The following is a 25,601-nucleotide window of genomic DNA, read 5'->3' as shown; positions in this document are numbered from 1 at the left end:
CGGCGTCTTCACCAAGGCAAGGCGGGCGTCAGGGATTCAGGATGCCGGCGAAGAAGCCCACTTCGGGCTCGTCCGGGGTTCCGACGAGCAGCGCTCGATCCAAAAGGATGTTGTTGTGCTCGCAACTCGTCTCCGGGAGCATCACACAGGCATGGCAGGCCGCCAGGTTGATTCCACCGGCGCCGGACGCCTCGGTCTCCATGCAGAGCGGGTCCGAGGAGCACCACTCGGCGCGGCGGACGGCCGAACGGACTGTGCGAGCGAGAATCTCCGGCTCACCTTGAGCGACTAGGCCACCCAGACTGCCCGCGGAATCGCTCGTCGCCGTGTAGACGAGCACCCCGGCCATGTCGTCGGCGGCGTAAAGGCGTTCGCGCAGGGACGCGGCCGGATAGCCCGCCTCCAGGCTCCACTCGTTGATGAGGACATGGGCCAAGGTGTGCAGCAGCACCATGCGAGGGGTGGCGGGGGAGGGGAGGACGCGGCTCGGGTCTTCGGCCCGCTGCTCCAGCACCCGCTGGTGGGCGGCACGCATCCGTTCGATCCGGGCTGCCACCGCCGGAGCCTTCTCCCAGGCGTCCAGCCGGTCCTCGTCCAGGCGGAGGAAGACTCCCTCGCCTCGCACCTCCATGGCCGGGAGCCAGCGCAGGGGGCGTTCGGACAGGGGCATCTCCTTGGAGTCGGTCGTCGACTCGGCGTCGACGAGCCGGGTGAACGCCTTGAGGGCGCGCACCTCGCGGAGCTTCTTGACCAGCATCGGGCCGGTGACACCGAGTGGATCGAGCAGGCTCTGGTCGCCCAACGGGGTCTCGCAGACGAACTGCTCGTCGCGGGTGTGCTCGCTCTCGTCGTTGCCCGCGCGGAGACGCTCGTACTCCTTGTTGCGGAGGGCGCGGTAGCGGTGGTCGAAGGTGGGGGCCGCCTCGCCGTCGGGGTCCTCTTCGCGCTCCGCGTCGAGCAGCGCCATCACCTCGTCCAGCGGCACGGGACACTTTCCCTTGAACACACCTTTGAGATAGATCTCGACGTGGTCGCGCTCGTCGTACTCACGAAGCGCGTCCCAGTGTTCCGCAAGTGGATCCGCGCGGCCGTCGCTCCACGGCGGGATGGAGAGCGCAGACTTCAGCACCGGTTGCCATACCGCAGAAGAACCGCGCTGCAACGTGCGCAGGGGAAGTCCGCACTCCTGGACCGGGGCGGAGGCACCGAGCCATGGACGGGGGCCTCGGCACTTGAGGCCCAGGTCCTTGAGCGCGTTCCTGCGGAAGGAACCCTCCATCGAGACCTCGGGAGCCTGCCCACAGGTGCAGGAGACCAGGATGGAGCGGAGCGAGGCAGTGTGACCGGACGTGCGCAACTTGAGCTTTCCTCCGCACTGTGCCGTCGGCGAGGCACCACGGTCTTTGGAGCGGTGCACCCACTGCCAGTACGGAAACTCACCGAGATGTCCGGCCTCGCACGCGACGACGAAACGGGAGGGGACCAGGTCGACCTCACATGTGCCGCAGACGCTTCTACCGGCGGGCGGGTTGAAGTCGCGGTGCCGCTGCAGGTCATTGCATTCCGGGCAGGAGTGCATCAAGGGGAAGCGGCGGACCCGGAGGCCGTCCTTGCTGGTGTCGTCGGAAGCGGGCGGCAGCCGGAAGTAGTCGACGTCGAGCAGCCGGGCCAGGCGCCGTTCGTGGATCCGCGGGGACTCGTCACGACTCCAGCTCTGCTCGGCCTCGTCGAGCCCCGAGACGATGAAGGACTCATGATCGACGGCGATCAGCGAACCTACGCCGTAGGTGGTGATCGCCTGGGCGCGACGGACCGCACCCCGCCGTGGAAGGTTGTGGGCGGGTGCGGCGCCGTTCGTACCGGTCCGGCGACGGCGGGCGGGAGGCGGGGTCATCGGGTTCCCTCCATGAACAGGGCGGTCTCGGCGTCGACGTCACGCAGGCTCCACAACGTGGACCACGCGTCCACGTCCTCGGACTCGTCGTCGTACGCCTTCAGCAGCGAAGGAGTACGACGGCCCCTCTGGGGTTCGAACAGCAGGCCGCTGTGGATGTCGGCTTCCTTGCACCACCAATCGACGAACTCGTCGAAGGCCTGGGACACGGCATCGCTCTCCTCCGGGGTGACCGCCTCGACGCGTTCCAGGAGGATCGACTTGATGCGACCGCGAAGCACGTCTTCATAGGACTCGACCTGGCCGGCGCCCTCATTGGGGCGGGCCGCCGGGATCATGATGCGGGCGAGGGCGACGATCACCGCGTGCAGGCCCCGGTCACGGGAGCGGGCGGAGAACGGGGTGACGGAGGTGGACTCGACCTCGCGGTACAGGGCCGAGTGGAAATGCTGGAAGCTCTCGTAGTGGGAACGGTCCCTGGAACGCGTCGAGTTGAGCATGACCGCGACCAGGCCGGGGTGTGCGCGGCCGACCCGGCTGGTGGCCTGGATGTACTCGGCGGTCGTCTGCGGTTGGCCCATCACGGCCATGAGACCGAGACGGTCCACGTCCACACCGACCGCGATCATGTTGGTGGCCAGGAGGACGTCCACGGCGTCGTCGTCGGGCCACCGCTTCTCGATGCCCTTGAGGCGGGTGGGGATCTCGCTGGCGTCGATACGGCTCGTCAGCTCCGAGTAGTTGGCGACCGCGCGGACCTCCACCCCCTCGCGCGCGGCGAGCAGCTCCAGGTAGGCCACCACGTCGTCATGGACCTGGAGTTCGGCCGCGGACAGCAGCCGGAGGCTGTTGAAGTAGCCGACGAGACTCCAGTACGCGTCGCGCACCTCGTCCTCGGTCTTCGCCTGCTTGGCCCGGTGCAGCAGGGTGGCGTACGTACGGATCAGCAGGGTTGACTGACTGGTGCCGGGGGCCAGGAGGCCGACGTAGCGTCGGCTCGCTTTCTCCTCGCGTGGTGTCTCCACGGCGAACCACGAGTCGCGGGCATCCAGGCCGGCGGGCGGGAACTGCCGTACTTTGCGGGCGAATAGGTGGCGTCCCTGGTCGGCGGCGCGACGGATGGTCGCTGTGGAGGCGATCACCTTGGGCCGGTCGGCCAGGGCGTCCACGGCGGTCTCGTAGAGGCCGGTGAGAGTTCCCAGTGGGCCGGAGATCAGGTGCAGTTCGTCCTGAACGATCAGCTCCGGGGGAGGGGTGCCGTCAGCCGGGTCGTCGAGGTTGAAGAGTGCGGAGGTGGCCGGCCGCCACGGCATCGACGCGAACTTGTCCACGGTCGCGATCACCAGGGTCGGCCGTGCGTCGTACACCGACTCGTCGATCAGGTGGACGGGCAGGCCGTCGGCGAAGTCGCAGCCCACGCCGGGGCATCGGACGTACATCCGCTTGGCGTCCTCGTCGACTTCGTAGTTCCGTGCGTCGAGGCGGGTCCCGCACCAGGGGCAGGCGTGCAACTGGACGGGATTCTCGGTGGCGAGGCGCTTGTCGAGGTTCCTCTGCAGTTCGTCGAGCTTCAGTCCGGCGGCGGCCAGTGTGTTGGGGGTGGCAGAACGCCCCACCCACATGCCGACGGAGAACTCATCATGGCCCAGCTCGGGTGTCCGGCGTCGCATGTGCTCCATGGCGCAGAGCAGAATCGCCGCCCGCTCGAACTGCTGAAGGGTGAGCAACCGCAGCGTGTAGCGCATGAGGACTGTAACCCCACCGCCGTTCGAACCCTTACGGATGCGACGCAGGAACGACGTGAGGGCGATCAATCCGAGGTAGGCCTCTGTCTTGCCACCGCCGGTCGGGAACCACAGCAGGTCGGACACGTGCCGATCGTCGTGCGCAGGGTCGTCGATGCCGGCCAGGCAGAGCAGCAGGAACGCGACCTGGAACGGGCGCCAGCGGCCGGCGGCCGGGACGGGGACGCCGACTCGGCCGTCCTTCACCCACTTGCTGCGGGCGCGCTGCTCCGCCATGGCGCGGTTCGCGAGGCGGAACGCACGCATGAGGTCGGGCTTGGTCCGCAGCAACTCGATGCCTTCACGGATACGGTCGAGTGCCTCGCGGCAGGCGCTCACCTGGTCCCGGGCGGGCTTCTCGTAGACGGTGCCCGTCAGAGCGTCAGCTTCGGCCGACTTACGGTCGATCCAGTGTTCGTAGCCCGTGGCCAGCCCTTCCAGAGCGTCCACGATTTCGGCGTCGGACTGCTCGGCCAGTCCCAGCATCGACAGTGCCGAGCTGTCGATCTCCGGGTTGGAGTCGGTCAGCAGCACCTCCACCGTGGGCACGAACTGGCTTCGCACCTCGGGGACAGCCGGCGTTTCGGCCTCGGTCATACCGATCGGCTGGGGAGTCCAGTCCCACTCGGCGGCGCATCCATGGCCGACTGCGAAGGTCGGGGCGTGGCGGTGCAGCAACCGACTCGCGGCGATCTCGGGGTCGTGGGCGGCGGCCGGGGCCGGACGCTCGACGAAGGCGGTGGAGCCGTCGGCGGCCCGGACCGTCAGACCGCACTGGAACAAGGAGAAGGCGTCCTGAAGATCCCGCTCGCCGACTTTCTGCCTATTGATCAGCGTGACCGTGACCGTGACGGTGTTGTTGACTTGATCGAAAGGGCGGACGTTGACGTGCAACGCGACTTTCGGAGTGAGTTTGATCGTCTTCTTCGGATCCGGTTGGGTCACGTCGATGTGCTGGTCGGGGAGGTCGAGTTCCTTGCGCCGCCACTGCTCCCGCTGGTCGGCGGTGGTACGGGCCTCGGCGCGGCGGGCCGGGACGGGCTTGCCGTCGGCATCGGTGGGTTCGTAGACGGCCGCGCGGGCGGAGACCACGATGACTTCGCTTATGGTCGGGCGGACTGCGAAGGTGAGACCCATCGAGGAAGGACGCCTGTCCCCTGAAGCGCCCACCTCCTGCGCGGTGCCGGACTCCTCGACGTCCTCCCGGGTGAGCAGAGGGGCAGCGTCCAGGCCTTCCTGCTCGGCCGCGTCCTCGTCCTTCCGTTCCTTCGCGGCTTTGTCCGCAGCACGCGGATACAGCACGCCGGTCAGATAGCGGTCAATCGGCGCGTCCTGGGCGAGTACCTCGCCCTTGTCGTCCGGCTTGGCATCCGTGGTGGGGCCGAGGAGTTCACGGCGGAGCCCCACCAGAAGTTCTTCGTCCCGGACCCGGTAGTGCTCGGCGTGGGGACCTGACACCTGCGTCATGCGCGCTGCTCCTCGTAGTCGTCGGCTCGCCGGTACCGGCCGATGCCTGTGATCCGCGGGGCGATCCACACACCTCGCTCACCGAGTCCGGCGTTCGTGCCGGCCGCAGGACTGCCCGTCACGGTCTCCAGGGTGTCGATCCGCAGGTCGTGGATCTCGTCGGGCCACCAAGGGTCCCAGGTGCGGTTGACCTTCTGTACCTGGAAGAGATCCTCGCGGAACCGCTGCGAGGCCTCCCCGATCTCCTTGCCGTCGTGCATCAGGGCGTACGGGGGGCTCTCGACCTCGCTCATCGGCAGGTCGTGGCGCTTGCGCAGCAGCACCTTCTGGCCGGGGCGCACCTGTTCAAGGAGATACGCCTGGGTGGCGACGGCGTCGCTCTGCTGGCCGGGCGGGTCGTCCCGGCAGACGTCTCCCGCCTCGGCGACGATTCCGTACCTGTCGTACGACCGCCATGACCCGAGGTATAGACGGCCATTGCGGCTGCTCCCCGCCCGCTTGAAGTGCGGCAGTTCGGGTGCGGCCACGTGGTACAAGTCCTGGCGGGCACGCGTCATGGCCACGTACAGGGCGCGTGCTTCGGCGGGAAGGTCCAACTCATCCTGGTATCGCTTGTGCAGCTCGGCGAGGGTCGGCGGCGTCAGGACGATCACCCTGTCGAACTCCAGCCCCTTGGCTCGGTGCACCGTCGAGACGACGACGCGGGCCTTCTCCGGGTCGGCCGCTTCGTCCGGGAACCTGCCCTCGGCGACCGCGCGGCGCAGTCGATCCAGATCGAGCATCGCGCGCCCCGCTCCGCGCGCGACCCTACGCAGCACTGTCCACAGGGCGGCGGCGTCGGGTTCGTAGGGGAGAGGGATCTCTGAGAGGAGCGTACGGAACCGGTCCTCGGTGAGGCCGGTCGCCTCCGTGCTGCGCAGCAACTCGGCCACCCAGTAAGGCACCGGACGCTCTTCCAGGGGACGTCGCAGCCGATGGTCGATGCCGTGCGCGTGAAGCAGCCCGGAGGTCACGAGGGCTTGCTGATTGTCGCGGGTGAGGACGGCGCAGGTGTCGGGGAGGTCCCGCAGGCCGTCCAGGGTGAACTCGTCGGCGAGGTCGCCCATGCCGTTCACCGGATCCAGCAGGAGATCGCGCAGTTCGTCGTAGAGCGTTCCCGCCTCGTCCGGATCGCTCAGCTGCTGGAGACGGGGGCCGTGCGCCAGTGCGATCCGGGCCTCGGCGGTGGTGGCCCGGAAGTTCCGCGTGAGACGCAGCTCCACCAGATCGTCGGGGTAGGAACAGCGCAGCCAGTCGAAGAACCGACCGGTCTCGTCGGCACGTTCGCCCAGGTCCGCGATCTGGAAGCCGTACACGGACTGGGCGGCGTCTCCGACGACGGTGAAGCCGCAGCTGTCCTGGTACCGGTCGAGAAGCGTCTCCACCAGCTCGCGGCGCCCGCCCAGCAGGTCCTGCACCTCGTCGATCACGACATGGGCCGGTGGCACCGCGTCGCCGACCTCCAGCGCGCCCTTCTCGATCGCGCGGGTCGCGGCCGCGATCCGCTCGTCGAAGCCGACCGCGCCCCACTCGCCGTCCGGCTGTGCCTGAAGGAGCACCTCGTAGGCCCACGCATCGAAGGTGCGGGCGCGTACTCGGTGAGCTCGTTCCCCGTGCCGAGAGATCCGTTCACGCAGTTCCCGAGCCGCCGCTCGGGAGAAGGTGAGCACCAGGATCTCGGCCGCCTCCAGCGCCTGTTCGGGGTCCTCGTGGCCGCACAGTGCGTCGAGCCGGCGTACCAGGGTGTGCGTCTTACCCGCCCCGGCGCCCGCGGTGACCAGGACACGCGCGTCCCAGGGCTGTTCGACGACGGCCAGTTGCTCGTCGGTGAGCGGGGGGCTGTCCTGGTAGACGTCGGTCACTTCCGGCTCCAGAGGTGCTCGAACTGCGTGAAGGCGAGGTGCGTGTCGAAGTTGGCGATGTTGTCGCTGACGTTGAGGATGAGACAGCTGTCCTTGCCGCCGTTCAGTGGTCCACGCAGTCCACGACCGATCATCTGCTGGTACACGTTGGTGCTGTAGACCGGCCGGGCCACGACCACGACACGAGTGGCAGGTGCGTCGAATCCCTGGGTGAGCACACCGTAGTTGGTGAGGACTCGGATGCGTCCGTTTCGGAAGTTCTCGATGCGGTTGCGGCGGTCCTGTGTGCTCGTCGTCGAGTCCACGGCGGCGGACGGGACACCCCGGTCGTTGAGCATGGCGGCCAGGTATTTGGCGTGGTCGACCGATGTGGCGAAGAGCAACGTGGGCCAGTCCTCGGGCAGATCGGCCACGGAGTCGACAATGCGCCGACTGCGCGCGTGGTCATCGGCGAGCCGCTGTTCGGCTGAGCGGGAGAGCATGGCCATGCGATCGGCGTGCGTCTTCTCGTCCCGTGTGAGTTCGATACGACCGCCCTCAAGGGTGCGGTGCTCGACCTGGGCCAGGATGCGCCAGTCCTGGAGGTCGCGATACGGGTCGCCCGACGGGAACACTCCTTCGTCGAGTCGCCGATTGCCGAAACGGCTGACGAGACGACGGGTCTCCTCCTCGTTGGTGTTCCGGAACGGGGTGGCGGTCAGACCGAGTAGATGCCGGTTGGTCTCGTACTGGGTGAGTCCCAACTGGGCGAGGATCTCGGTGTATCGCTTCGAGATGGCGGTGTGAGCCTCGTCCACGATCACCAGCGCGGCCTGGCGCAACCAGGCGTACTGGTCGGTGTCCAGGCACCGCTCCAGTTTGGCGTCGGTCGCGACCACCAGGTGCGGGTGGTCCACGACATTTCCCACCTCGTAGGTGCTCCACAGCCGACTGATGGTCAGCGGTCGTTCGGCACCGACCTTGTTCCAGACGAACTTCCAGCTCTGGACTGCCTGTTCACACAGCTCCTCGGTCTGGGCGATCCACAGCAGCGGACCCTTCAGGTCGCCGACCCGCTTCACCCAGCGGATCACGGCCTCGGCGGTGACCCGGGTCTTGCCGGCGCCGGTCGGCAGCGACAGCATGCCGCGCTGGGGCGCCAGTCGGTCGAGCATGGTGGAGATGTTCCGAACCAGGTCCTCCTGGTAGCCGTGGAGGCGGGGGAAGTCCCGAGGGCCCTCGACGGTCTCGAACGGTGGCGGAGACGGAGTCTTCGAACCGGCGAACGCGACCGGCAGCCTCATCTCCGAGACGAACGCGATGGCTGCGGACGAACCCCCGTACGCGACCGGTGCATTGGGAAAGCGCGCCTGGATGTCGCGGGCGTGCTGCTGGAGCACTCCGTCACCGTGCGCGTTGAACGCCATCTGCGCGATCCGGCGCCCGGAGGGCTCCACGCCGTCGGTCGCCTGCATCTCGGCCTCCATCAGTCCCTCGGGGAGGCCGGCCCGGAGTGCGTCTGCACCGATCAGCAGCTCGATCTTGGTCACCACGTCCGCGGCCTCGCGCACGGCCTTCTGCGCCGCCTTCAGCTCGCTGTCACGAGCCATGCGGTCCTGGTGCTCCAGGACCGCACGGCAACCGGCGGCGCCGAGACCGAGGCCGAGTTCGCGGTCGATGAGACGAAGCATCGGCTCGGGCTCCAGCGGCACGCGGACCTTGACGGTGCCGTCCTGGCGCACGGCGTCCAGAGGGGAGGCGTGCGTGCCGTTGGGCGTACGGACGACCTCCTCCAGCTCGCTGCACCTTTGCACCATGCTGTTCCGTTGCCCGCTGTTCAGGCGCTGCCGCAGGGCAGGGAAGAGCTCGACCAGAGGGACGGGGTCACCCTCCGGTTCTTCACGGGTCTCCCGGCTGATCACGTCGGCATAGCGGAGCATCCCCCACTTCTCGATCATCAGCTCGGCATCCTCGGCGGTCGGCACGAGGAGCGCAGGGAGCTGTTCGGCGCGCAGCGCTTGGTACTGAGCGGTCCCGACGGCGACGGTGATCTCGCCGTCTGGCCGCGTTTCCCATGTGTCGCCGGTCCGGCAACGGGTCAGCGAGTCCTCGGGGAAGTTCGCGCCGAACCGGGTCAGCATCACGTAGGTGGCGCCGACGAAGGAATCGTCTTCGCTGCGGGTCACCTCGTCGAGGAGCGCGTCCCAGCGGTCGGCGGGGACCTCGTCGACGGTGGTCGGGAGCCTCAACTTACGGGCCTTCTCCGGAGAGATCTCGGCCACCGGCAATACGTCGCGGTAGGCGGCGAGCTGAGGGCCGACGGCTTCCTTCAGCGGCTTGATCCCCTGGGAGGTGACGGCCGTCCCGTACTTCCACAGCATCCACCGGATCGGTGAGGCGACCGGTTGCCGGGTGTTGGTCTGCGTACCGATCTGGCGCGTCCAGTTGTCCACCACAGCGTCGTCAGGCAGCACCTTCAGGAAGGCGGCGCGGGATTCCTCGGAGAGCCCGCGGAAGAGATGGAGCGGGCCGCCGATCGGGGCGCCATCGGTCTTCATCCGGTTCAGCGCGGGGCGCGGGGCGCTGCTGTCCAGGCGGCGCAGGTAGGAGGTGTGGAGGGCTTCGCGGTACTCGTCGTACCACGCCTCGCCCTCCTTGGGCCGAATCCCGCCGATCGGTCGTTCCCGCAGACCGACCTGGGAGAAGAAGGGGGTGTCGTCGGAGTGGAACGCCATGTCGACGGCGATGCTCGGGTCCCGCTTCGCGTCGGCCACGACACCCGGCAGCATGCAGTCCTCTACCGGCCGGAACCGACCGTCGGCGGTGCGCACCCGGAGCGTCGAGCGTGCCGCGGGCACCCGCTCCAGGACCTTGTGGGTCAGGCGACTGACCCCGGCCTGACGGAACAGCTCCCAGAACTGCTCCCAGTCCGACTGGCTGTAGTGATCAAACCCCTGATCGAGAACGCTGTCGAACCGACCCTCGACATCGGCCTCTCGAATGCCCAGGACGTCAAGCGCGTGCGCCAGCGAGGGGTCCTGGGCGAGCTCGTCGACCACGTACACAAGGGACTCGCGCAGGCCGTCCTGGTCGGTGCGGCGGTAGACCTTGCCGTGCACAGGTGCGACGAGTCCATGCTCCTCGGTGAGGACGATGTGGGCTTTGCGGGCGTCCTCGACGAACGGCGACCCGACCTCGATCATGTCGGCGAGGATGCGGACTGCCGTCGCGGATGCCTGCGCGGTGCCGCTCTCGACAAGGGCCTCCAACCAGTCGCGAACGTCGGATCGTTGGTGCTTGGCTGCATCAAGGATGTGCTCGACCTTGCCGGAGCGCAGAGAATTCGCTTCGACGCTCGGATGCAGCCAGTTCACCGGACGGTTCGGGCATTCGTGCCACCACCGCAGCCAACGCAGCAGAGACTTCGATTCCTTCCGCGGGTCCTTGGGACGCGGATGCACCCGCAGCTCCGTCGGCACGCGCAGCACGCCGTCCTGGTCAGGAAGTGATGCGTTCACCGCGGTACGCATCCAGATCTCTTCGGTCAGGAACTCGTCCGCCCAACTGATCGCCTCCTTCACACGGCCGGGCAGCAGGGGAAGGTGGGCGGCCGGGTCCTCGACGGTTGCCAAGGCCGGGAGCGATTCGACGACCAGCTGCGCCGCCGCTCGGATCATCTCCTGGTTGAAGGGCGAGGAGTCGAGGAGATTCTGCCGGTCCTCATTCGTCTTCCAGGCGCCGTTGAGAATGCCGCTCAGCGACATCTCGTACTTGGTCGGGAAGAAGGACCAGAACTTGCCGCGTCCACGTGATTGCGGGCTGACGTACAGGCCGCTCTCCCGATCCTTCTCCAGGGCCGGGACGGCCCACGCGAGGTCGAGTGAGAGCCGGTCGTGCAGTTCTCCGGCATCGTCGCGGGCCGCCGGACCGGGTTCGTGGCACGTGGTGAACACGCGCCACTGGTCGGTGGTGACGGCCTTCCCTGTCCGCTCCTCGACCACTGTGTGCAGGTCGCCGCTCTGCCGGGCGGTCAGCGTCCGGCGGGCCATGGGCCGGGGCCGGCGGTCCTCCAACACGACCTTCGCAACGTGCGGTGAGAAGAGTTGGAAGCCGGCCGGGAACTCCTCGCGGGGTTCGCCCTGGTCCTTGCCACGTCCGCCGTGCATGTCTCGGCCCAGCCGGTCGTCGGCCTTCGGGAGCAAGGGCAGGCGAACGACGGTGGTGGCCCAGCTCAGCAACTCGTTCAGGACGTGATCGGAGGCGCGCTCGGCCTGCACGTCCAGAGGCCGGGCCATCCGCAGCACGGGGGCGTCGAACTCCGGGCCGTAGCGTGCCGTCATGCCAGGCACGGACTTGATCTGCTCGTACGACCAGGCGCGGTCGAATCCGAAACTTCCGGTGGTGCTGAAGAATTCCGGTGCATCGGTCACCACGAGAACCGATTTGACGCCCACACCGAAACGCCCGATCTGGCCCCCACGCTTCTTCGACATACTCATCCGAAGAATTGTCTCCGCGCCTTCCGGGGTTACCGGATTACCCTCGTTCGCGCAGTACAAGTGGGTTTCCGTGAGGACGACATGAACTCGTCCGCCCTGCTCGTCGGCCATCTCATCCGCCGCGTTCTGGACGAGTTCGAAGAGCTGGCGGTCGCCATATCCGCCCTGAGTGATCCGGCGCTCGCCATTGGCGTGTTCGGCCACGAGACCGGGGTCCACCGCATAAGTCTGCAGGACGCGTGAGGATTGTTCGAGAACGGTTTGCTCTACCGAAAGGAACGAAGACGGCACTGCTCTGCACTCCTGGGTCGTAAAGGTCCGAGTGAAATATCAGTGATGGGGCAGGCCGCGCCGGCTTCGTCGAAGCCGGCGCGCGCCTGTCGTGGTGCTGGGTATTGGCGTCACAGTGCGTAGGAGAATGTGAAGGTGTAGAGGGGTTCGTTCACGTTGGCGAGGACCTGGTCAAGGCTTGACCTGCCCTTCTGCTGCCCGGCTCAGGTGTTCAGGCGGTGGGGGACTGGTCCGGCGGAAGTCCGGGGACCATGCCGTCAGGAAAGTCCTTCTCGGACAGGTCGTAGTACTGGAGAATGCTCATCACCTCGGCCTCGGTCTTGGCCGCGCTGATTTCCAAGTCGAATGAACTCAATTCCCGAGATGAAAACAAGAAGTCGTTGTATCCCTGCTCAATCATTGTTGGCATACCCCTATTCAGGTTGCACAGGGGTAAATTGGGCACGCATCCCCCCGCGAAAATGGATGAAATCAGTGTCGAATCGGCCCGTAGGGACTCTTGTTGGCTGAGGACACTAGCGCTTTCTGGCCCAGTGTCGCCAGTCCTTCGTCGAGATACTTCCGTAGCGGTGGAGGCGACTTGGTGTGTGCCTCGATTTCTGTTGCGCGGGGCTGAATTGGGATGCACTTCTCCCCCGGCCGCCCAGTCTTCCCCAATTCGGGTTTCGTGAGCGAGATGGGATCCCCATCGTCAACAACGGTACCGGTGGTCACACGAACGTGCAACCCAACTCCCGCTCGTTTAAGGGGAGTTAATTGCTCCGTTCATGGAAACCCCGCATGCGTGGCGATAGTTGGCTATTCAGGGCAAGTCGGACACCTGGTTGAAGAGTTCCGTACGGCAGGATCGATCAACTCCCGGTTGACGCTTCATGGTTTGTCAAATTAGCCTCGTGGTCCACAGCACACGAGCGGCGTGAACTCCTAGAAAGAGCAGGTGACGCGTGGAGACAGGCGAGGAGTTCGGGCCCTGGTTGGCCCGACAGCTCAAGCTCGCGGGGAAGACTCAGGCCGAACTGGCCGACGAGCTCCAGCTGACTCGGGCCGCCGTGTCCGCCTGGATCACGGGCCGGTCGACGCCTCGCCCCACCGTGATGACAGACATCGCAAAGGCGCTCGGCACCGACGTCGGGACGGTTCACACCCGTACTACTGACACCCAGGCTGGCCTCCCGGTGACCTGGTACCACCGCCCGGGTTACCCCGACGGTGGCCGTGACCTGGGCAATGCCGCAGCCTTCGCCTTCGACGCCGACGTGCAGGTTCTCGCTCGCGAGACTTGTCAGAACAGCCTCGACGAGCGGCTGACGGAGAACGGCCGCCCGGTCCGGGTCCGTTACACCCTGCACGAGCTCACCGGTGAGGCCCTGGACTCCTTCCGTGAGGCGATCCTCTGGAACGATCTCTTCCCGCACTACTCCGCCGTCTCGGAGGCCGCCGGTAGCCAGAAGGTCGGTCGGGTCGTGGACGCCGGGGTGCGCGACATGTACGAGAAGGGCCGCCTGGTCCTGCTGCGTGTTGACGACTACAACGCTTCCGGGCTCATCGGCGACGACTACGCGGACGGCAAGTTCGCCGCGGTGGTCAGGCGCCAGCTGGAGAGCCTGAAGTCCGGCCCCGGCGCGGGTGGTTCGTACGGCCTGGGTAAGGCGACGCTGTGGGCCACCAGCGCCCTCGGACTCGTGCTCATCAACTCGACTCTGTCCGTGCCTCACGAGGGACGTACCGAGCGAAGGGTCATCGGCCGTCTCGAACTGCCGTGGCGGGAAGTGGACGGCGAGCCGTACGCGGGTCCGGCCTGGTTCGGGCGCCCCGATCCCGATTCGCCCGGTGCCATGGTCGCCCGTTCCTGGTGGGCTGACGAGGAGACCGTCGCACGCCTGTATCTGACCAGGGAGAGCGACGAACCCGGTACCTCCTTCCTCATCGTCGGCGCGCACGACGTCGCCAGTCTCGAGAGCAGGTCCGACGCCGACGACGAGTCCGACGGGGTCGAGGACGGCGACGAGGACACGCGTGACATCCGCAAGATGCACGGTCGCCTGGTAGAGGCGCTGGGACGTGACTTCTGGGCCGCGATGACCGGCGGAGGCAGCCGGCTTCCCCTCCTGGAGGTCTCTGTCCGCGCCTTCCAGAACGGCAAGGAGGTCGTGCCGGAGAAACAGGTCGACCCCTCTGTCGAGCAGCCCGCCCGGACCCGTGCCCTGAGGGCGCACTACGAGGGCACCACGGTGGATCGTCTCACCGAGGCCGGGCAGGTAGCGGCGCGGAACGTCCCGCTGAAGCTGCCGCTCTCCGGCGGAGCACACGGGACGCTCGGTACGCACCAGGCGGTCCTGCTGGTCACCGAGGCCGACGGGGATAGGGACGGCGATGGAGGGAAGAACCAGGTCCACTCGCTGCGCGGCAACCGCATGACCGTCAGGAGGGCTGGGGTCCAGAGGCTGCCGCTCGGGACCAACCCCTTCCAGGCCGTTCTGCTGGTGGGCGAGGCAGCCGGAGAAACGGCTCCTTTCGCGAAGGAGGCCGAGGAATTCCTGCGTGCGGCGGAACCGCCTGAGCACGACCGCTGGGGACAGACGGAGGAGCTGACTCTGCGCTGGTCCCCGACCGCTTATCGGCGGATCGGCGCGCTCACGGCTGAGGTCAACAATGCGGTCAGGGAACTTGTCGCGCGTCCGAAGCGCACCAGCCGCGAGGGCGGGGAGGTCGTGCGCAAGGCGTTGACCGTGAGAACGAGGCCCAAGGCGAAGACGCCCGCCGGGCCGGTGGTTCCGCTGCTGGACAAGCTCGACGCGACAGTCGGCGACGAAGGGGAGTGGCGGATCACCGCCGAGGTGAGCATCCCGCGTGGCGACGAGATCGTCCCGATGGTGCCGGTCGCGCAACTGGATGTGCGGTCCGGAGGCCGTCCGAAGCTGGACTGGGCGGAACTCGTGGCTGTCGAGGGCTGCGAGGTGGAGGACGGGATCCTCCGCTTCACTCCCGGCGCGCGTCGCGCGAAGTTCCAGGGATCCACCGATGTCACCAGTCATCCGGTCAGGACCGCGCTCACCCGCCTCGTCCTCGAACTCCGCGCCGGAAAGGGGGAGTGACGCGTGAAGATCTACCCGTACAAGAGGCTCAACCGGCCGATCGCTCTCAGAGTGACCTCGGTCTCCCTCAAGCTCTCGGACGGCACCCGTGACCAGCTGGAGACCACCGCGTACTCGACCCAGCAGCAGTCCGTCGCGCTCGGCATCGCCGGCCACACCGACTGGGTGAGCGCCACGATCGGCCTCTCGGCGACGCTGCCACCCGGCGGGAACGCGCCGGACTCGGCCTGGTCCGATCTGCGTGTCCTCGCCGTGCTGACCGACGGCGAGACCAACGTCCGCACCTCCGCGGATCTCACGCTTGACGCAGAGGGCGGACGGGACTGGTCGGGATCGCTGGAGGTACTCCGCGACGACCACTTGGGTCGGGCCTCCCTCGCCGTGTACGCCGTCGGGACGGTGGACGGAGTACGCGGACGGTCGATCGCCGAGACCGACCGGAGCTGGATCGTCGACACGGTCTCCGACGAGCCGGTCCGTGGACTCCAACTGGACGTCCAGACAGCATCTTTCAAGAGAAGCTCCCGGGAGTGGCTTCAGGCCTATGCGGACGCGCCCTGGATCGTGGACGTCTCGGCCAGAGTCCCCACCGTGTTCGTGAACACCGACGTCGAGGGTGTCATCGGGCTGCTGGACAGCAACGGCTCGGGAGTGGACAGCAAGGTACGTGACCTATTGGTCGCCCAGATGGCCACCGACGTCTGGACCGCGGTGTTCCACGGTGCCATCGGCGATCTGGAGGTGGAACCTGGCGGGAGCCCGGTCTTCCCGACCGACTGGCAGGGCGAGGTGCTGCGGGAGATGCTCCCGGACGTCGTTCCCGGCGTACACGTCGAGGAGGCCCTACGGCAGGTGCACCGCCGACGTACCGGCGAATCGGGCTGGGTCGAACTACAGACCCGTATCCACTACGCGGCGGTCCGCCGTGCCGATGCCACCAAGGCGCTTGCCTATGTGATCCGCAGTCTGGAACAGATGAACCGGGAGAGCGAGACGTGATCACGCAACCGAACCACGTACCGGAGCGCCTGGCGCTGCTCGCCACCTCGGCTGTCGATCCGTTCCTCACCGAAGAGCTGCTCAGGGGCGAACAGGTTCACGGCGGCATCGACCTCGCCAAGGTCGTCGAGCCGCTTCCCGAGGACGACGCCAGATGGTGGGTCGAACCGATCCGGAGTCTGGTGGAAGACGCCATGTTCGAGTTCCGGGAGGACCGCACCCGAGCCGACGCATGGCTCGCGCCACGGCTCCACGCGACGCTGCGCCTGACACGGCGAGAAGCGGCGGACAAGCGTCTGTGGAATCACATCGCCTTGGCTGTGGCCCCTGACTACGTCGTATGGCGCCACCTGCCGGAACCGACGGTGAACAGGCCGGAGACACGCGTCGCTGCGGAGCGTTTTCGTGGCCCCGCGGACCGTCAGTGTTTCTCCCGTCTGTGGTGGGCGGCGGAACTGTTCCGGAACGGATCGGACTACCAGCCGGTCGAGGTCGCATGCGGAAATCAGGACCTCATCCACACCGTTCTACGGATGGATGTGATCGACCACCGTCCCACCGCCCAGGCGCTGGTTCGTCTTCTGGAGAGTGGGTCAGTCACTACCGGACGAGAGATCAATGGTCTCGGCGTCGCGATCAGTACGGCCGGAGCGACCCTGACATATGACGTCCTCGCACCGGACGAGCCCAGAGACCCCACGCATCTGCGCGACTGGATCGCGGAAGCGGAATCGGCGCCACCGGTCGAGCGGTACGAACTTCCGAAGGGGCCCGACGAGGACCCCGTGCCGGAGGATTCCGTGGCCGCGCTCACCAGCTACTTTGCAGAGCTGTTTGAGACCGCGCCGGTCAGGGGCCGGAAGATCGGGGACTGACCGGCGCGGCGCTCGGGCTACTTGGTTGCCGCCTTCTTGCTCTTGTTGCTCTTGCGCGGGCGCATGGAAGAAGGCGGCGGCACCTGGTCCTTGGCCTGAGGACACCTGTCGGTGCAGGCGTCGGCGGCCCCGCAGCCGTTGCTTCGCAGCTTGGCCCGCTGCTCCTCCGTGGCCGGCTGCCAGGGCTTCCTCAGCGCCTCCGGGTCCGGCTTGGGAAGTCCGAGAGCGGAACTCAGCAGGTGCGCACCGAACAAGGGTGGTACGGCATTGCCCACCTGCTGGGCCTGCGCCGTACCGGACCACGGATAGTCCGGCGGGAAGCTCTGCAGCATGCCCGCTTCGTTCATGCTGAACCGCGGGCCTTCGTGGACGACCTTCTCGTTGAGATGCTCGAAGACCACGAAGCGGGAGATACGGCCGGTGACGGTGGTGGCGGGCTGCTGGTCGGTCCGCACTCCACGCCTCCCCGGGTGTCCCGAACTGCCGTAGTTCGAGCGGACCAAGAATGGAGTGACACGCCCGGGATGTGATCCCACCGGGTCCGAGAGGGCATCACGCATCGACCTCCAGGGGAGCCTGCCCTCGTCGCTTTCCGACGTGGCGCCCTCGTCCAGTGTCGGCTGAAGGACCTGGTCAGGTACGCTCGTCAAGTTGTTGCGGTTCCATTCCTTCGGATCGTAGGAACGGTGTGTAGGGGAGGGGAGCGAGGGCTCGCCGAGTCCTTCCCGCCGAGCGATCAACACCGCGCGAGATCGCGTCTGCGGTACCCCGTAGGTCTCGGTGTCCAGAACGCCGACGACGACCTTGTATCTGGTCCCGTCGGGGAGTCCTGTCTCAGCCAGCACCTTGGCGTAGTGCTCCCAGAGCGGAGCCACTGCGGGGACCTGCTCCAGGACGATCACATCGTACGGTCGGTTCTCGCGATTGGGGCTCCGCGTTGCCTGAATCGCGTACCGGAGGGGTTCGAGAACCAGTGCGGTGCGTGGATCGGGGAGGTCCTTGAGTTCTTCGTCGATCTTCTTGTCCGAGTCACCTGGCATCAGACGATCGATGTACTTCTTGACTCTGTCCAAGGCCTGGCGCCCGGCGCCGTGCCCGGCCACCGAGTACGTCTGGCACGGAGGGCCGCCGGCGAGGACGTTGATCTCCGGCGGCAACGACTCGAAGGCATCCCTGCGTATCGCGCTCACATCGGCGTGAAGGGTGTCCAGTCCGGCGGCGTACCGGGTCAGGCACGCGCTCCTGTCCCACTCGATACCGAGACTCGGGATGTCGAGCGAGTGACCGGCGACGTCCAGCCCGCCGGGACCTGCGAAGAGGTCAAGGACGCGAGGCTGGTCGAGGATGGGCTTGTGGGACGCCGTGCTGGTCATGTGGCGGAAGTCTAGCCGGCCGAGGGGACTGGTGGATCCAGAATGAGCGCTGCGGCGACAGCCCGCCCCAGCGCTTTCCCCACGGGCGGTGGTGTCGCGTGGCCGATCTGGCGGTACCGGGCGGTCTTCCGCCCGGTGATCTCCCACGTCTCGGGAAAGCCTTGCAACAGCGCCGCCTGCCTGGGCGTGATCTTCACCATGTGGTCCCTGCCGAGTTCGGGATCCCATACGAAGTCCCCGTCCGGAACCTCGTCACCCACGGTGTGACCGTTGACGCCCATGGTCGCCCAGGTCTGCTTTGCTCCCGTGGGTCCCAGGTCTGCGCCGCCCCGGTTCTTCGAGCCGCCGACCAACGTCGGAGCCGGTCGATCGGCCTGGGCGGCCCAGCGGGCGGCGTCCCGCCAACCGCGGGAGGCCATGGACGGTCCCAGAACGGCACCGACCGTCATCGGCTGTTGCACCGTCGGTGCGGGCGGCCGGAACGCCTCGGCCCACTGGCGCCCGATGGCGACCAGGACGCCCTGCTTGCGGTTCTGGGGGACGCCGAAGTCGACAGCGTTCACGACAAACCAACTGAACTCGTACCCGAGGTGAGCCAGTTCGGCTCGCGCGAACTCACGGAACTGCTGGTAGGCGTCCGAGTATGCGAGCCCGGGGACGTTCTCGATGAGTACCGCACGAGGCCTGATCGCATGGACCAGGTAGACCGTGGCCCTCAACAACTCTTCCTCGGCAAGCGAATCCGCGCGTCCGACGGTCGCACTCGACTTTACTCGTGGCAGGCCGGCCGAGAGGAGATCCACGTCGAGGCTCACGGGGTGCTCGGCCGGATCGAAGTCCAGCAGGTCGGTCTGAAGCACTTCCCAGTGCGGTCGGTTCGCCCGCAGAGTACTGACGGCGAGTTCGTCGTCGTCCAGCAACAGGCGCGGCTCGAACCCTGCCTGCTCCAGTCCGAGGGCGAGCCCACCGGCCCCTGAACACACGTCGACGAAAGTCAGTCCGCTCATTCTCTTCTCCCCCGTATCGCTTCCGTCCGACGCTGCTCCACAGCCGCCGCCACCCGTGCGGCCACTTTCCCAGGAGCCTCGTGCTCCCAGAATCGCAGCACAGTCCAGCCTTCCGCGATCAGATGCTCGGTCGTCTCTCGGTCGCGGGCCATGTTCCGATCCAGCTTGCGGCGCCACCAGTCCGCGTTGGCCTTCGGGTGAGTGGCGTGCTGGGGACAGCCGTGCCAGAAGCAGCCGTCGATGAGAACCGCGACCTTGGCCCGCGTGAAGGCCACGTCGATCCGTCGCCGGGGCATGCCCGGCACGGGGTACTCCACGCGATAACGCAGTCCGGCCGCGTGCAAAAGCCGTCGTACGGCCAGCTCGGCCTCCGTGTCTTTGCTCACCTGCTTGCTCATGCGGGCGGAAACGGCAAGAGAGGAGGGGACGAGATTGGGCACGGGATCATCCTGCCGGCGTAGGTGGAGCGGCGTGTAGCCAGGGAGGGACTCGCCCCATTGGAATGGGCGACATCGGCAGAGGGGCCGCCCGCTTCTTTCCAGTGTCGTGCCTCCGCGTCCCGCCTCAAGGGCGCTCCCGCTCCGCTGCGCTCCGCGTCCGCGTCGGCTGCGCCGATGGCCCTGCGGGCCACCCTTGACCCGGGCCGCTCCAGCACGGGGGAGAAGCGAGCGGGCGGCCCGGGGAAAGTGGGCGGCTTTCCGGGGTGTGCCTGGGGTGGGCCGTGGTTGGGGGCGCGTCGGACCGGTCGGGCACGCCGGGTGGGATGGCGGCTCGCCGGTCGGTCGGGGAGGGGCCTATGCGCCGTGGCAGGCGTCGTACGGCTGGTCCTGGCCGCACCAGCACTCCGACGTCCGCTGCGGCGGCCAGGCCACCGCCCGCCCCCGCGCCGCCAGGGTCGTCGCGTACTGGGGGAGGAGGGTGGTGTCGCTCGGGGAGGAGCCCTCCGATGCCGCGAAGGCCTCGTAGGAGGGGACCGTGCCGGTGACGATGCCCAGGTTTCCGGTGCCGGAGGCCGAGAGTTCGCGGAGGGAGGACTCTATGGTCGCGAGGTGCTCGGGGTGGGAGGGGTATTCGGCGGCCAGGTCGGGGTACGCCGACAGGAGTTCCGTCAGTTCGGTCGCCGGCCAGTGCAGGACCGCTACCGGGAAGGGGCGGGAGAGGGCCTCGCGGTGGGCGCCGAGTTCGGCGCGGAGGCGGGAGATCTCCGCCGCCAGTTCCTCGGGGTTGTCCGAGCCCAGGGACCAGACGCGCTTGGGGTCGTGGAGTTCGTCCAGGGAGATGGAAGAGGAGGAGTGGAGGGTGTCGGCGCGGGCGTCCCAGTCGTCGTGGGGGAGGCCGAGCATGCGGCGGACCCGGTGGCGGCCGATCAGCACCGGGTGCGTGGCGTAGGGGGGGTCGGTGACGTCCGTGAGGAGGAGGGTGGCCGCCTCGGTGAACGTGTCGTGCGCCGCTTCCAACTCGTCGTGGGATTCCAGGGATTCGGCGACGATCACCCAGGGGGCCGGGTCCCTGGGGGCCGTGGTGCGGATGCCGTCGATGATCGCCCGTGCCTCGGCCTCGTGGTCGTACTCCCACAGGTTCGACGCCTTGAGGGCCCGGACGAGGGGCGCGTTCTCCAGGGTGTCCGGGGTGGCGAGGAGGCGGTCGTAGAGCGCGGTGGCGGCGGGGCGGTCGTCGGCCAGTTCCAGGTGGGCCGCGGCCTGGAGGAGCAGGGCCTCGGCGTCCTCCGGGTACAGGCCGGCGGTCCGCTCCAGGCGTGCCGCTTCGGCGGTGTGGTCGACGTTCTCGGCAGGCGTGTCGGGGCGCATGAACGACACCGTACTGCCCGTCGGTGACATAAGGAGAGATGGGCGAGACTCCTCTCATGCAGCTTTCCTTCGGCGGGCAGGTCATCGAGTGGCGGGGGCCCGCGCCGTACTACTTCGTTCCCGTGCCGCAGGACGAGTCCGAGGACATCCGGGCCGTGGCCGCCATGGCGTCCTACGGGTGGGGGGTCATACCCGTCGAGGCCCGGATCGGGGGCGTCGTCTTCGAGACTTCGCTCTTTCCCAAGGACGGCGGGTATCTGCTGCCGCTCAAGAGTGTCGTGCGCAAGCCGGAGGGGCTGTCGGTGGGGGATCAGGTGCGGGTCGAGATGACCGTCCGCCTGGGGTGAGGAGGGGCCGGGGACGCGGCGGGCCCGCACCCCCGGCCCCTGCTCACGCGGCCGGGACCACCCGTGTCGTCGACGTGACGCCCGGCAGGGGGCGTTCGCCGGTCAGGGTCGGCAGGGCGGAGCGGTCACCGTAGAGCTCGAAGCGGTAGAAGGCGGTCGCGTAGGTGGTGAGGGCGTTCTGCTGGGTGGCGGGGGTCAGTTCCCGGGCGGGGCAGGTGCTGTCGTCCTCGCCGAAGAGGGCGGGGGGCGTCCACGCGGTGTTGTAGTAGTTGTGGTTCGCGTTCGACAGGGACACCGAGTAGTCGGTCGCGGTGTTCAGGCCGGTGACGTCGCCCAGGTACTCCTGGCCCGCCTCGTGGACCGCGCCGTCGCAGGAGCTGGTGACCACCGTGAACGGCAGCCTGGTGATGAGGGTGTCGCTGTGGTCGCCCTCCGGGTCGTCGAACTTGACCGGTGCCAGGCCCAGGACCGCCCGGACGCGCACGCCGGCCGGCCATTCGTCGCGGTGCTTGTCGGACGCCTGCCACATCACGCCCTTTCCGCCGCGTGAGTGCCCGAGCGTGCCGACGCGGCTCATGTCGACGTGGCCCGTGAAGGGCGGGGAGACGGGGCGGCCGGAGGCGGTGGTGAAGTGTCCTGCCAGGGGGCCGGTGCCGGTGGCGGACAACTGCTGCCAGAGCCGCAGGTGTTCGTTGATGAGCCGGGCCCGGTCGCCGTAGTCGAAGGACGTCATGTTGATGCCGTCCGCACTGAGCGATACGACGACGAAGCCGCGGGCGGCGAGCGCGGCGCCCAGGTAGTCGTAGCCGCGGTAGCTGGGGAACGGCCGTGAGCCGGCCGGGCAGGGCCAGGTGTCGGCGTCCTGGGCGTCGCAGGCCCACCAGGAGCCGTGGGCCATGACGATCAGGGGGAGCCGGCCGGTCAGGTGGCGTGGGTAGTGCACGACCGCGCGCAGCTCGCTGACCGTGCCGGACTGGGGATCGGTGAACGCCGTGTCGCCCAGGTCGTATGCGGCGACCGAGACGGGGACGGCCGGAGTGTCGCCGTTCTCGGCCCGTGCCGGCACCTGGGCGGCCGCCGTCAGGGCGGCGGCCATGAACAGCAGTGCGGTCAGCAGGCGGAGCGCCGGGCTGTGGAGTCGTAACCTCATGTCTCACTCGACGTTCGCCACGCCTCCGGCGTTGCCTCCATGCCGGGACTGGGCGCACGGCCACCGGAGTCAGGCCGTGCGCCCCCGTCGCGCCCCTCTAGATCGTGACCCCGTCGATCTGTAGCGTCTGCACCGCCTTCGCCGCCACCGACACCGCCACCGTCTTCCCGGACAGGTAGGTGTCCGAGTACGACTTGTACGCGTCCCCGCCCGTCGTCACCGTGTTCCAGCGGGGGACCAGGCCGCCGGAGCCGCCGGTCACCGTGGTGAAGCCGGAGAGGTTGAAGGTGAAGGTCTGGGCGGACGTGGCCGTGTTGAGGGCGACGATGACCAGGCGCTTCGCCGAGGAGTCGTACGCGGCGACGGCGTTGCTCACGCCCGTGTCGAGGATCTTCATCCCCGGGCGGATGTGGCGGCTGAACTGGGCCATCACGTAGTACTTGGTGGTGACCGCACCGGCGGCCAGAGTGCTCGCGTCGTAGGCGATCATCGCCCAGTTCGTGGAGGGGTCCATGACCTGCCAGTAGACCCAGGCGGTGGGGTGCAGCCAGCGGAAGTCGTAGAGCAGGTTGAAGGCCATGGTGTAGCCGGTGCCGTCGTTGTCGCCGGTCTCGGAGTTCCACAGGGCCTTGCCGGCCGTCGTCACGACGTCCGTGTAGAGCAGGTCGCGGCGGCCGCCCGAGCCCTGGTAGCCGTGGACGTTCACACGGTCCACGTAGCCCTTGGTGGTGGCGGAGAAGGCGCTCCAGGTGGTGCGGGCCAGGTCGTAGCTCGTCTCGTCCGAGGCTGAGATCTTGGTGCCGGTCAGGCCTCGGCTGTTCAACTCGCTTCGGAGGTAGGGGAGTACGGCTGCCTGGACCGTCGAGTCCATGTGGCAGCCCTCCTGGGTGCCCGTCGCCGTCCACCAGGAGGACGACGGTTCGTTGAAGGCCTCCACCGTCGCGAAGTTCACGCCCCAGTTGTTCTTGGCGTACAGGGCCACGGAGGCCAGGTGGGAGGCGTGCTGGCGGTAGTTCCAGGACTGGAGGTTGTTGCCGCCGTCGGAGGCGCCGGACGGGTTGTGGTTCAGACACATCCACCACATGGGGGAGTTGGCGAAGAGCTCGGCCGTCGCGCCGCGGTTCACCGCCTTCACGAGCATGGCGCGCTGGGTGGCGTCGGCGGTCCAGTCCCAGGCCGAGGAGGTGGGGTCCTCGTTGTTCCAGTCCTGCCAGTAGCCCTCGATCTGCTTGAACGCGGGGATGTTGGCGGAGGCGACCATCGTCGTGCCGCCCACGCTGTTCCAGCTGCTCGCGCCCAGGTTGTAGCGGGCGATGTTCAGGCCCAGGCCGGGGAGCGAAGTGCCGCTGTACGTCGTCGACTTTGTGGTGAAGAAGATGTCGGCGAAGTCGTCGCGGGTGCCGAAGACGTTGCCCCACCAGGCCAGGGAGGTGCCCCAGCCCTCCCAGGTGCCCCAGGAGGTGGACGGGCTGACGGCGATCGTGGCGTCGGCGCGGGCCGTGCCGGTGGCCAGGGCGCTGCCCAGGAGGCCGCCTCCCGCGGCGGCCAGGAGTGTTCTGCGTCGGATCATGGCTGCTTCTCAACCTCTCCGTGCGGCTCAAACACCGGTTCCCGGACCGGCGTCGACTCGTCCCCCCGCATGCCAACAGGAAGCATCAGGTGTGGCGTGTGAGGTTGTCGAGGGTTGTGACCGTGCTTTCTGACAGTGCTTTCTAAAACCAGTGGAGAAAGCGCGGGTGGGGAGGTCCGGTGACGGGAGGTCCGGTGGCTCTGGTGAGTTGGCGGCGGGCGCCTTATCGTGCGGGACCGACCGGGTCGGCAGGGCCGACCAGGGGCCGGCGAGCCCGGCCGGGGCGGCCGGGTCGGCCGGGGCGGCGGGAGGTGCGCGGTGCGGGTCGTGGGGCACGGTGAGCGGCGGTGGCGGGCGCGGCGCCGGCGGGTGCTGTGGACCGGGGGCGAACTCCTCGTCACCGTGGGCGTGGTGCTCATGCTCCTCGTCGTGCACCAGCTGTGGTGGACCAACCGGGAGGCGAAGCAGGGGGCCGAGCGGAAGGTGGAGGCACTGGAGCGGGAATGGGGGGACTCCGGGAGCGGCAGTGGTTCCGGTGGCTCGGGCGGCGGAGCGAAAGGCGGCTCCGGTACGACCGGTTCCTCGTCGGCCAGTCGTTCCGGCACCGGGCGGCAGCAGCCGTCGTACACCACCCGGGTCGTCGCCTCCCAGGCGTACGCCGTCCTCGTCGTCCCGCGGCTCGGGCTGCGCGTCCCGGTCGCCGAGGGGGTCAGCAAGCCGAAGGTGCTCAACCACGGGTACGTCGGCCACTATCCCGGCACCCAACAGCCGGGCCAGGCCGGGAACTTCGCCCTTGCGGGGCACCGCAACACCCACGGCGAGCCGTTCCGCTACCTGCCCCGCCTCCGGCGCAAGGACACGATCGAGGTCGAGACCAGGTCGGCGACGTACACCTACGTCGTGGACCAGATCCTGCCGCAGACCTCGGCGCGTGACTCGGGGGTGGTCAGGGCCGTACCGCGTTCGATCGTGAAGCCGTCGTACGGGTACCAGGAGCCGGGGTACTACATCACGCTGACCACCTGCACGCCCGAGTTCACCTCGCGGTACCGGATGGTGGTGTGGGGGAAGCTGGTGTCGACGCGGCCGCGGGCGTGACGCCGGGAAGCGGCCCGGTCCGCGCACTCGCCGGGTCTTCCGCGTGCGGTACCGCGTATCCGGACACGGAAGGCCAGCGCACGGTCAGCACCACGGAATCGTCCTCGGCCGCCCAGGAGTGATCCACCCCCTGGCCCCAGACGACGTAGTCGCCCTGCTCTTCCAGCAGGACGCTACGGCCGGGGAACTCCAGGCGGAAACGGCCCGAGACGAGGACCAGGAGAGCCGTGCGCACCTCGCCCGTCACCCACTGGTCGCGTCGCTCACCGCGCGGATGGACGCCCCACTTGACCTCCACGGCGTCGCTGTGGCGAGGATCCCCGTGCTCCCTGAAATGGCCGAGCAGCCATCCCCGGTCCGCTGTCGCGTCCTTGCCGGCGTTGCCTACGTACACGCGGTCTTCCATGCGCCCGAACGCTAGCAGCCGGCCGCTCGGCCGGCTCGGGACGCGAACGGAGCCCCGG

17 protein-coding genes and 1 pseudogene are annotated in these 25,601 nt (G+C 68.1%); 6 read left to right on the top strand and 12 right to left on the bottom strand.

What is annotated here, in order from left to right:
- Window positions 1–28 precede the first annotated feature (28 nt).
- Genes AB0P24_RS04215 through AB0P24_RS04200 form a run of 4 tightly spaced genes read right to left on the bottom strand, consistent with a single transcriptional unit; the run spans window position 29 to window position 11,518 of the window.
- Window positions 29–1,894 (bottom strand): DUF1998 domain-containing protein, encoded by a 1,866-nt coding sequence (locus tag AB0P24_RS04215; protein ID WP_365790628.1) that lies wholly within the window; start codon window positions 1,892–1,894, stop codon window positions 29–31.
- The gene (locus AB0P24_RS04210) at window positions 1,891–5,145 is read right to left on the bottom strand and encodes a helicase-related protein (protein WP_365790627.1); all 3,255 of its coding nucleotides are present in this window, start codon (window positions 5,143–5,145) and stop codon (window positions 1,891–1,893) included. The genes AB0P24_RS04215 and AB0P24_RS04210 overlap by 4 nt, the downstream gene beginning before the upstream one ends.
- A complete protein-coding gene (locus tag AB0P24_RS04205; protein ID WP_365790626.1) occupies window positions 5,142–7,046 on the bottom strand; it encodes a UvrD-helicase domain-containing protein in 1,905 nt (634 codons plus the stop codon). Before AB0P24_RS04205 ends, AB0P24_RS04210 begins: the two co-directional genes overlap by 4 nt.
- The gene (locus tag AB0P24_RS04200) at window positions 7,043–11,518 is read right to left on the bottom strand and encodes a DEAD/DEAH box helicase (RefSeq protein ID WP_365790684.1); all 4,476 of its coding nucleotides are present in this window, start codon (window positions 11,516–11,518) and stop codon (window positions 7,043–7,045) included. The genes AB0P24_RS04205 and AB0P24_RS04200 overlap by 4 nt, the downstream gene beginning before the upstream one ends.
- 87 nt (window positions 11,519–11,605) lie before the next feature.
- Between AB0P24_RS04200 and AB0P24_RS04195 the strand changes: the two genes are divergently transcribed.
- On the top strand, window positions 11,606–11,767 hold the full coding sequence (locus AB0P24_RS04195) for a hypothetical protein (RefSeq protein WP_365790625.1): 162 nt from the start codon (window positions 11,606–11,608) through the stop codon (window positions 11,765–11,767).
- Between the two features lie 259 nt (window positions 11,768–12,026).
- Here AB0P24_RS04195 and AB0P24_RS04190 read toward each other — a convergent pair whose 3' ends face one another.
- The gene (locus AB0P24_RS04190; protein WP_365790624.1) at window positions 12,027–12,155 is read right to left on the bottom strand and encodes a hypothetical protein; all 129 of its coding nucleotides are present in this window, start codon (window positions 12,153–12,155) and stop codon (window positions 12,027–12,029) included.
- A 604-nt stretch (window positions 12,156–12,759) separates the two neighbouring features.
- Between AB0P24_RS04190 and AB0P24_RS04185 the strand changes: the two genes are divergently transcribed.
- The 3 genes from AB0P24_RS04185 to AB0P24_RS04175 are packed head-to-tail and all read left to right on the top strand — an operon-like array spanning window position 12,760 to window position 16,784.
- Window positions 12,760–14,910: a helix-turn-helix transcriptional regulator gene (locus AB0P24_RS04185; RefSeq protein WP_365790623.1), complete on the top strand. Its 2,151-nt coding sequence runs from the start codon at window positions 12,760–12,762 to the stop codon at window positions 14,908–14,910.
- A 3-nt stretch (window positions 14,911–14,913) separates the two neighbouring features.
- Window positions 14,914–15,909: a hypothetical protein gene (locus tag AB0P24_RS04180; RefSeq protein WP_365790622.1), complete on the top strand. Its 996-nt coding sequence runs from the start codon at window positions 14,914–14,916 to the stop codon at window positions 15,907–15,909.
- Complete coding sequence (locus AB0P24_RS04175; RefSeq protein WP_365790621.1) at window positions 15,906–16,784, top strand: DUF6339 family protein; 879 nt, start codon at window positions 15,906–15,908, stop codon at window positions 16,782–16,784. The genes AB0P24_RS04180 and AB0P24_RS04175 overlap by 4 nt, the downstream gene beginning before the upstream one ends.
- Before the next feature lie 17 nt (window positions 16,785–16,801).
- Here the strand turns inward: AB0P24_RS04175 and AB0P24_RS04170 are convergent, their stop codons facing one another.
- The 4 genes from AB0P24_RS04170 to AB0P24_RS04155 form a co-directional block, all read right to left on the bottom strand.
- Window positions 16,802–18,157, bottom strand: a complete 1,356-nt coding sequence (locus AB0P24_RS04170) for a DNA cytosine methyltransferase (protein ID WP_365790620.1) — start codon at window positions 18,155–18,157, stop codon at window positions 16,802–16,804.
- Window positions 18,158–18,168: 11 nt separating this feature from the next.
- A complete protein-coding gene (locus tag AB0P24_RS04165) occupies window positions 18,169–19,164 on the bottom strand; it encodes a DNA cytosine methyltransferase (protein ID WP_365790619.1) in 996 nt (331 codons plus the stop codon).
- Window positions 19,161–19,562, bottom strand: a complete 402-nt coding sequence (locus AB0P24_RS04160; protein WP_365790618.1) for a very short patch repair endonuclease — start codon at window positions 19,560–19,562, stop codon at window positions 19,161–19,163. Before AB0P24_RS04160 ends, AB0P24_RS04165 begins: the two co-directional genes overlap by 4 nt.
- Window positions 19,563–19,958: 396 nt before the next feature.
- Window positions 19,959–20,972: a hypothetical protein gene (locus tag AB0P24_RS04155; RefSeq protein WP_365790617.1), complete on the bottom strand. Its 1,014-nt coding sequence runs from the start codon at window positions 20,970–20,972 to the stop codon at window positions 19,959–19,961.
- Window positions 20,973–21,028: 56 nt separating this feature from the next.
- On the opposite strand from AB0P24_RS04155, the gene AB0P24_RS04150 reads away from it, so the two are divergent.
- Window positions 21,029–21,319: a DUF1905 domain-containing protein gene (locus AB0P24_RS04150; protein WP_365790616.1), complete on the top strand. Its 291-nt coding sequence runs from the start codon at window positions 21,029–21,031 to the stop codon at window positions 21,317–21,319.
- Window positions 21,320–21,362: 43 nt separating this feature from the next.
- On the opposite strand, the gene AB0P24_RS04145 is transcribed toward AB0P24_RS04150, so the two are convergent.
- Together AB0P24_RS04145 and AB0P24_RS04140 are read right to left on the bottom strand one after the other, a co-directional pair.
- Window positions 21,363–22,469, bottom strand: coding sequence for an alpha/beta hydrolase (locus AB0P24_RS04145; RefSeq protein ID WP_365790615.1), 1,107 nt, complete (start codon window positions 22,467–22,469; stop codon window positions 21,363–21,365).
- Between the two features lie 97 nt (window positions 22,470–22,566).
- A complete protein-coding gene (locus AB0P24_RS04140) occupies window positions 22,567–24,039 on the bottom strand; it encodes a beta-1,6-galactanase (protein ID WP_365790614.1) in 1,473 nt (490 codons plus the stop codon).
- A gap of 327 nt (window positions 24,040–24,366) precedes the next feature.
- Between AB0P24_RS04140 and AB0P24_RS04135 the strand changes: the two genes are divergently transcribed.
- Window positions 24,367–25,137 (top strand): class E sortase, encoded by a 771-nt coding sequence (locus AB0P24_RS04135; RefSeq protein WP_365790683.1) that lies wholly within the window; start codon window positions 24,367–24,369, stop codon window positions 25,135–25,137.
- Window positions 25,138–25,183: 46 nt separating this feature from the next.
- On the opposite strand, the pseudogene AB0P24_RS04130 reads toward AB0P24_RS04135, so the two are convergent.
- A pseudogene (locus AB0P24_RS04130) lies at window positions 25,184–25,543 on the bottom strand (signal peptidase I); the annotation flags it as partial.
- Between the last annotated feature and the right edge of the window lie 58 nt (window positions 25,544–25,601).

The organism is Streptomyces sp. NPDC086519 (assembly GCF_040686075.1).
Classification (GTDB): Bacteria; Actinomycetota; Actinomycetes; order Streptomycetales; family Streptomycetaceae; genus Streptomyces; species Streptomyces shenzhenensis.
The sequence above is the reverse complement of the archived record's forward strand: the minus strand, read 5'-3'. Positions and strand labels throughout refer to the sequence as shown.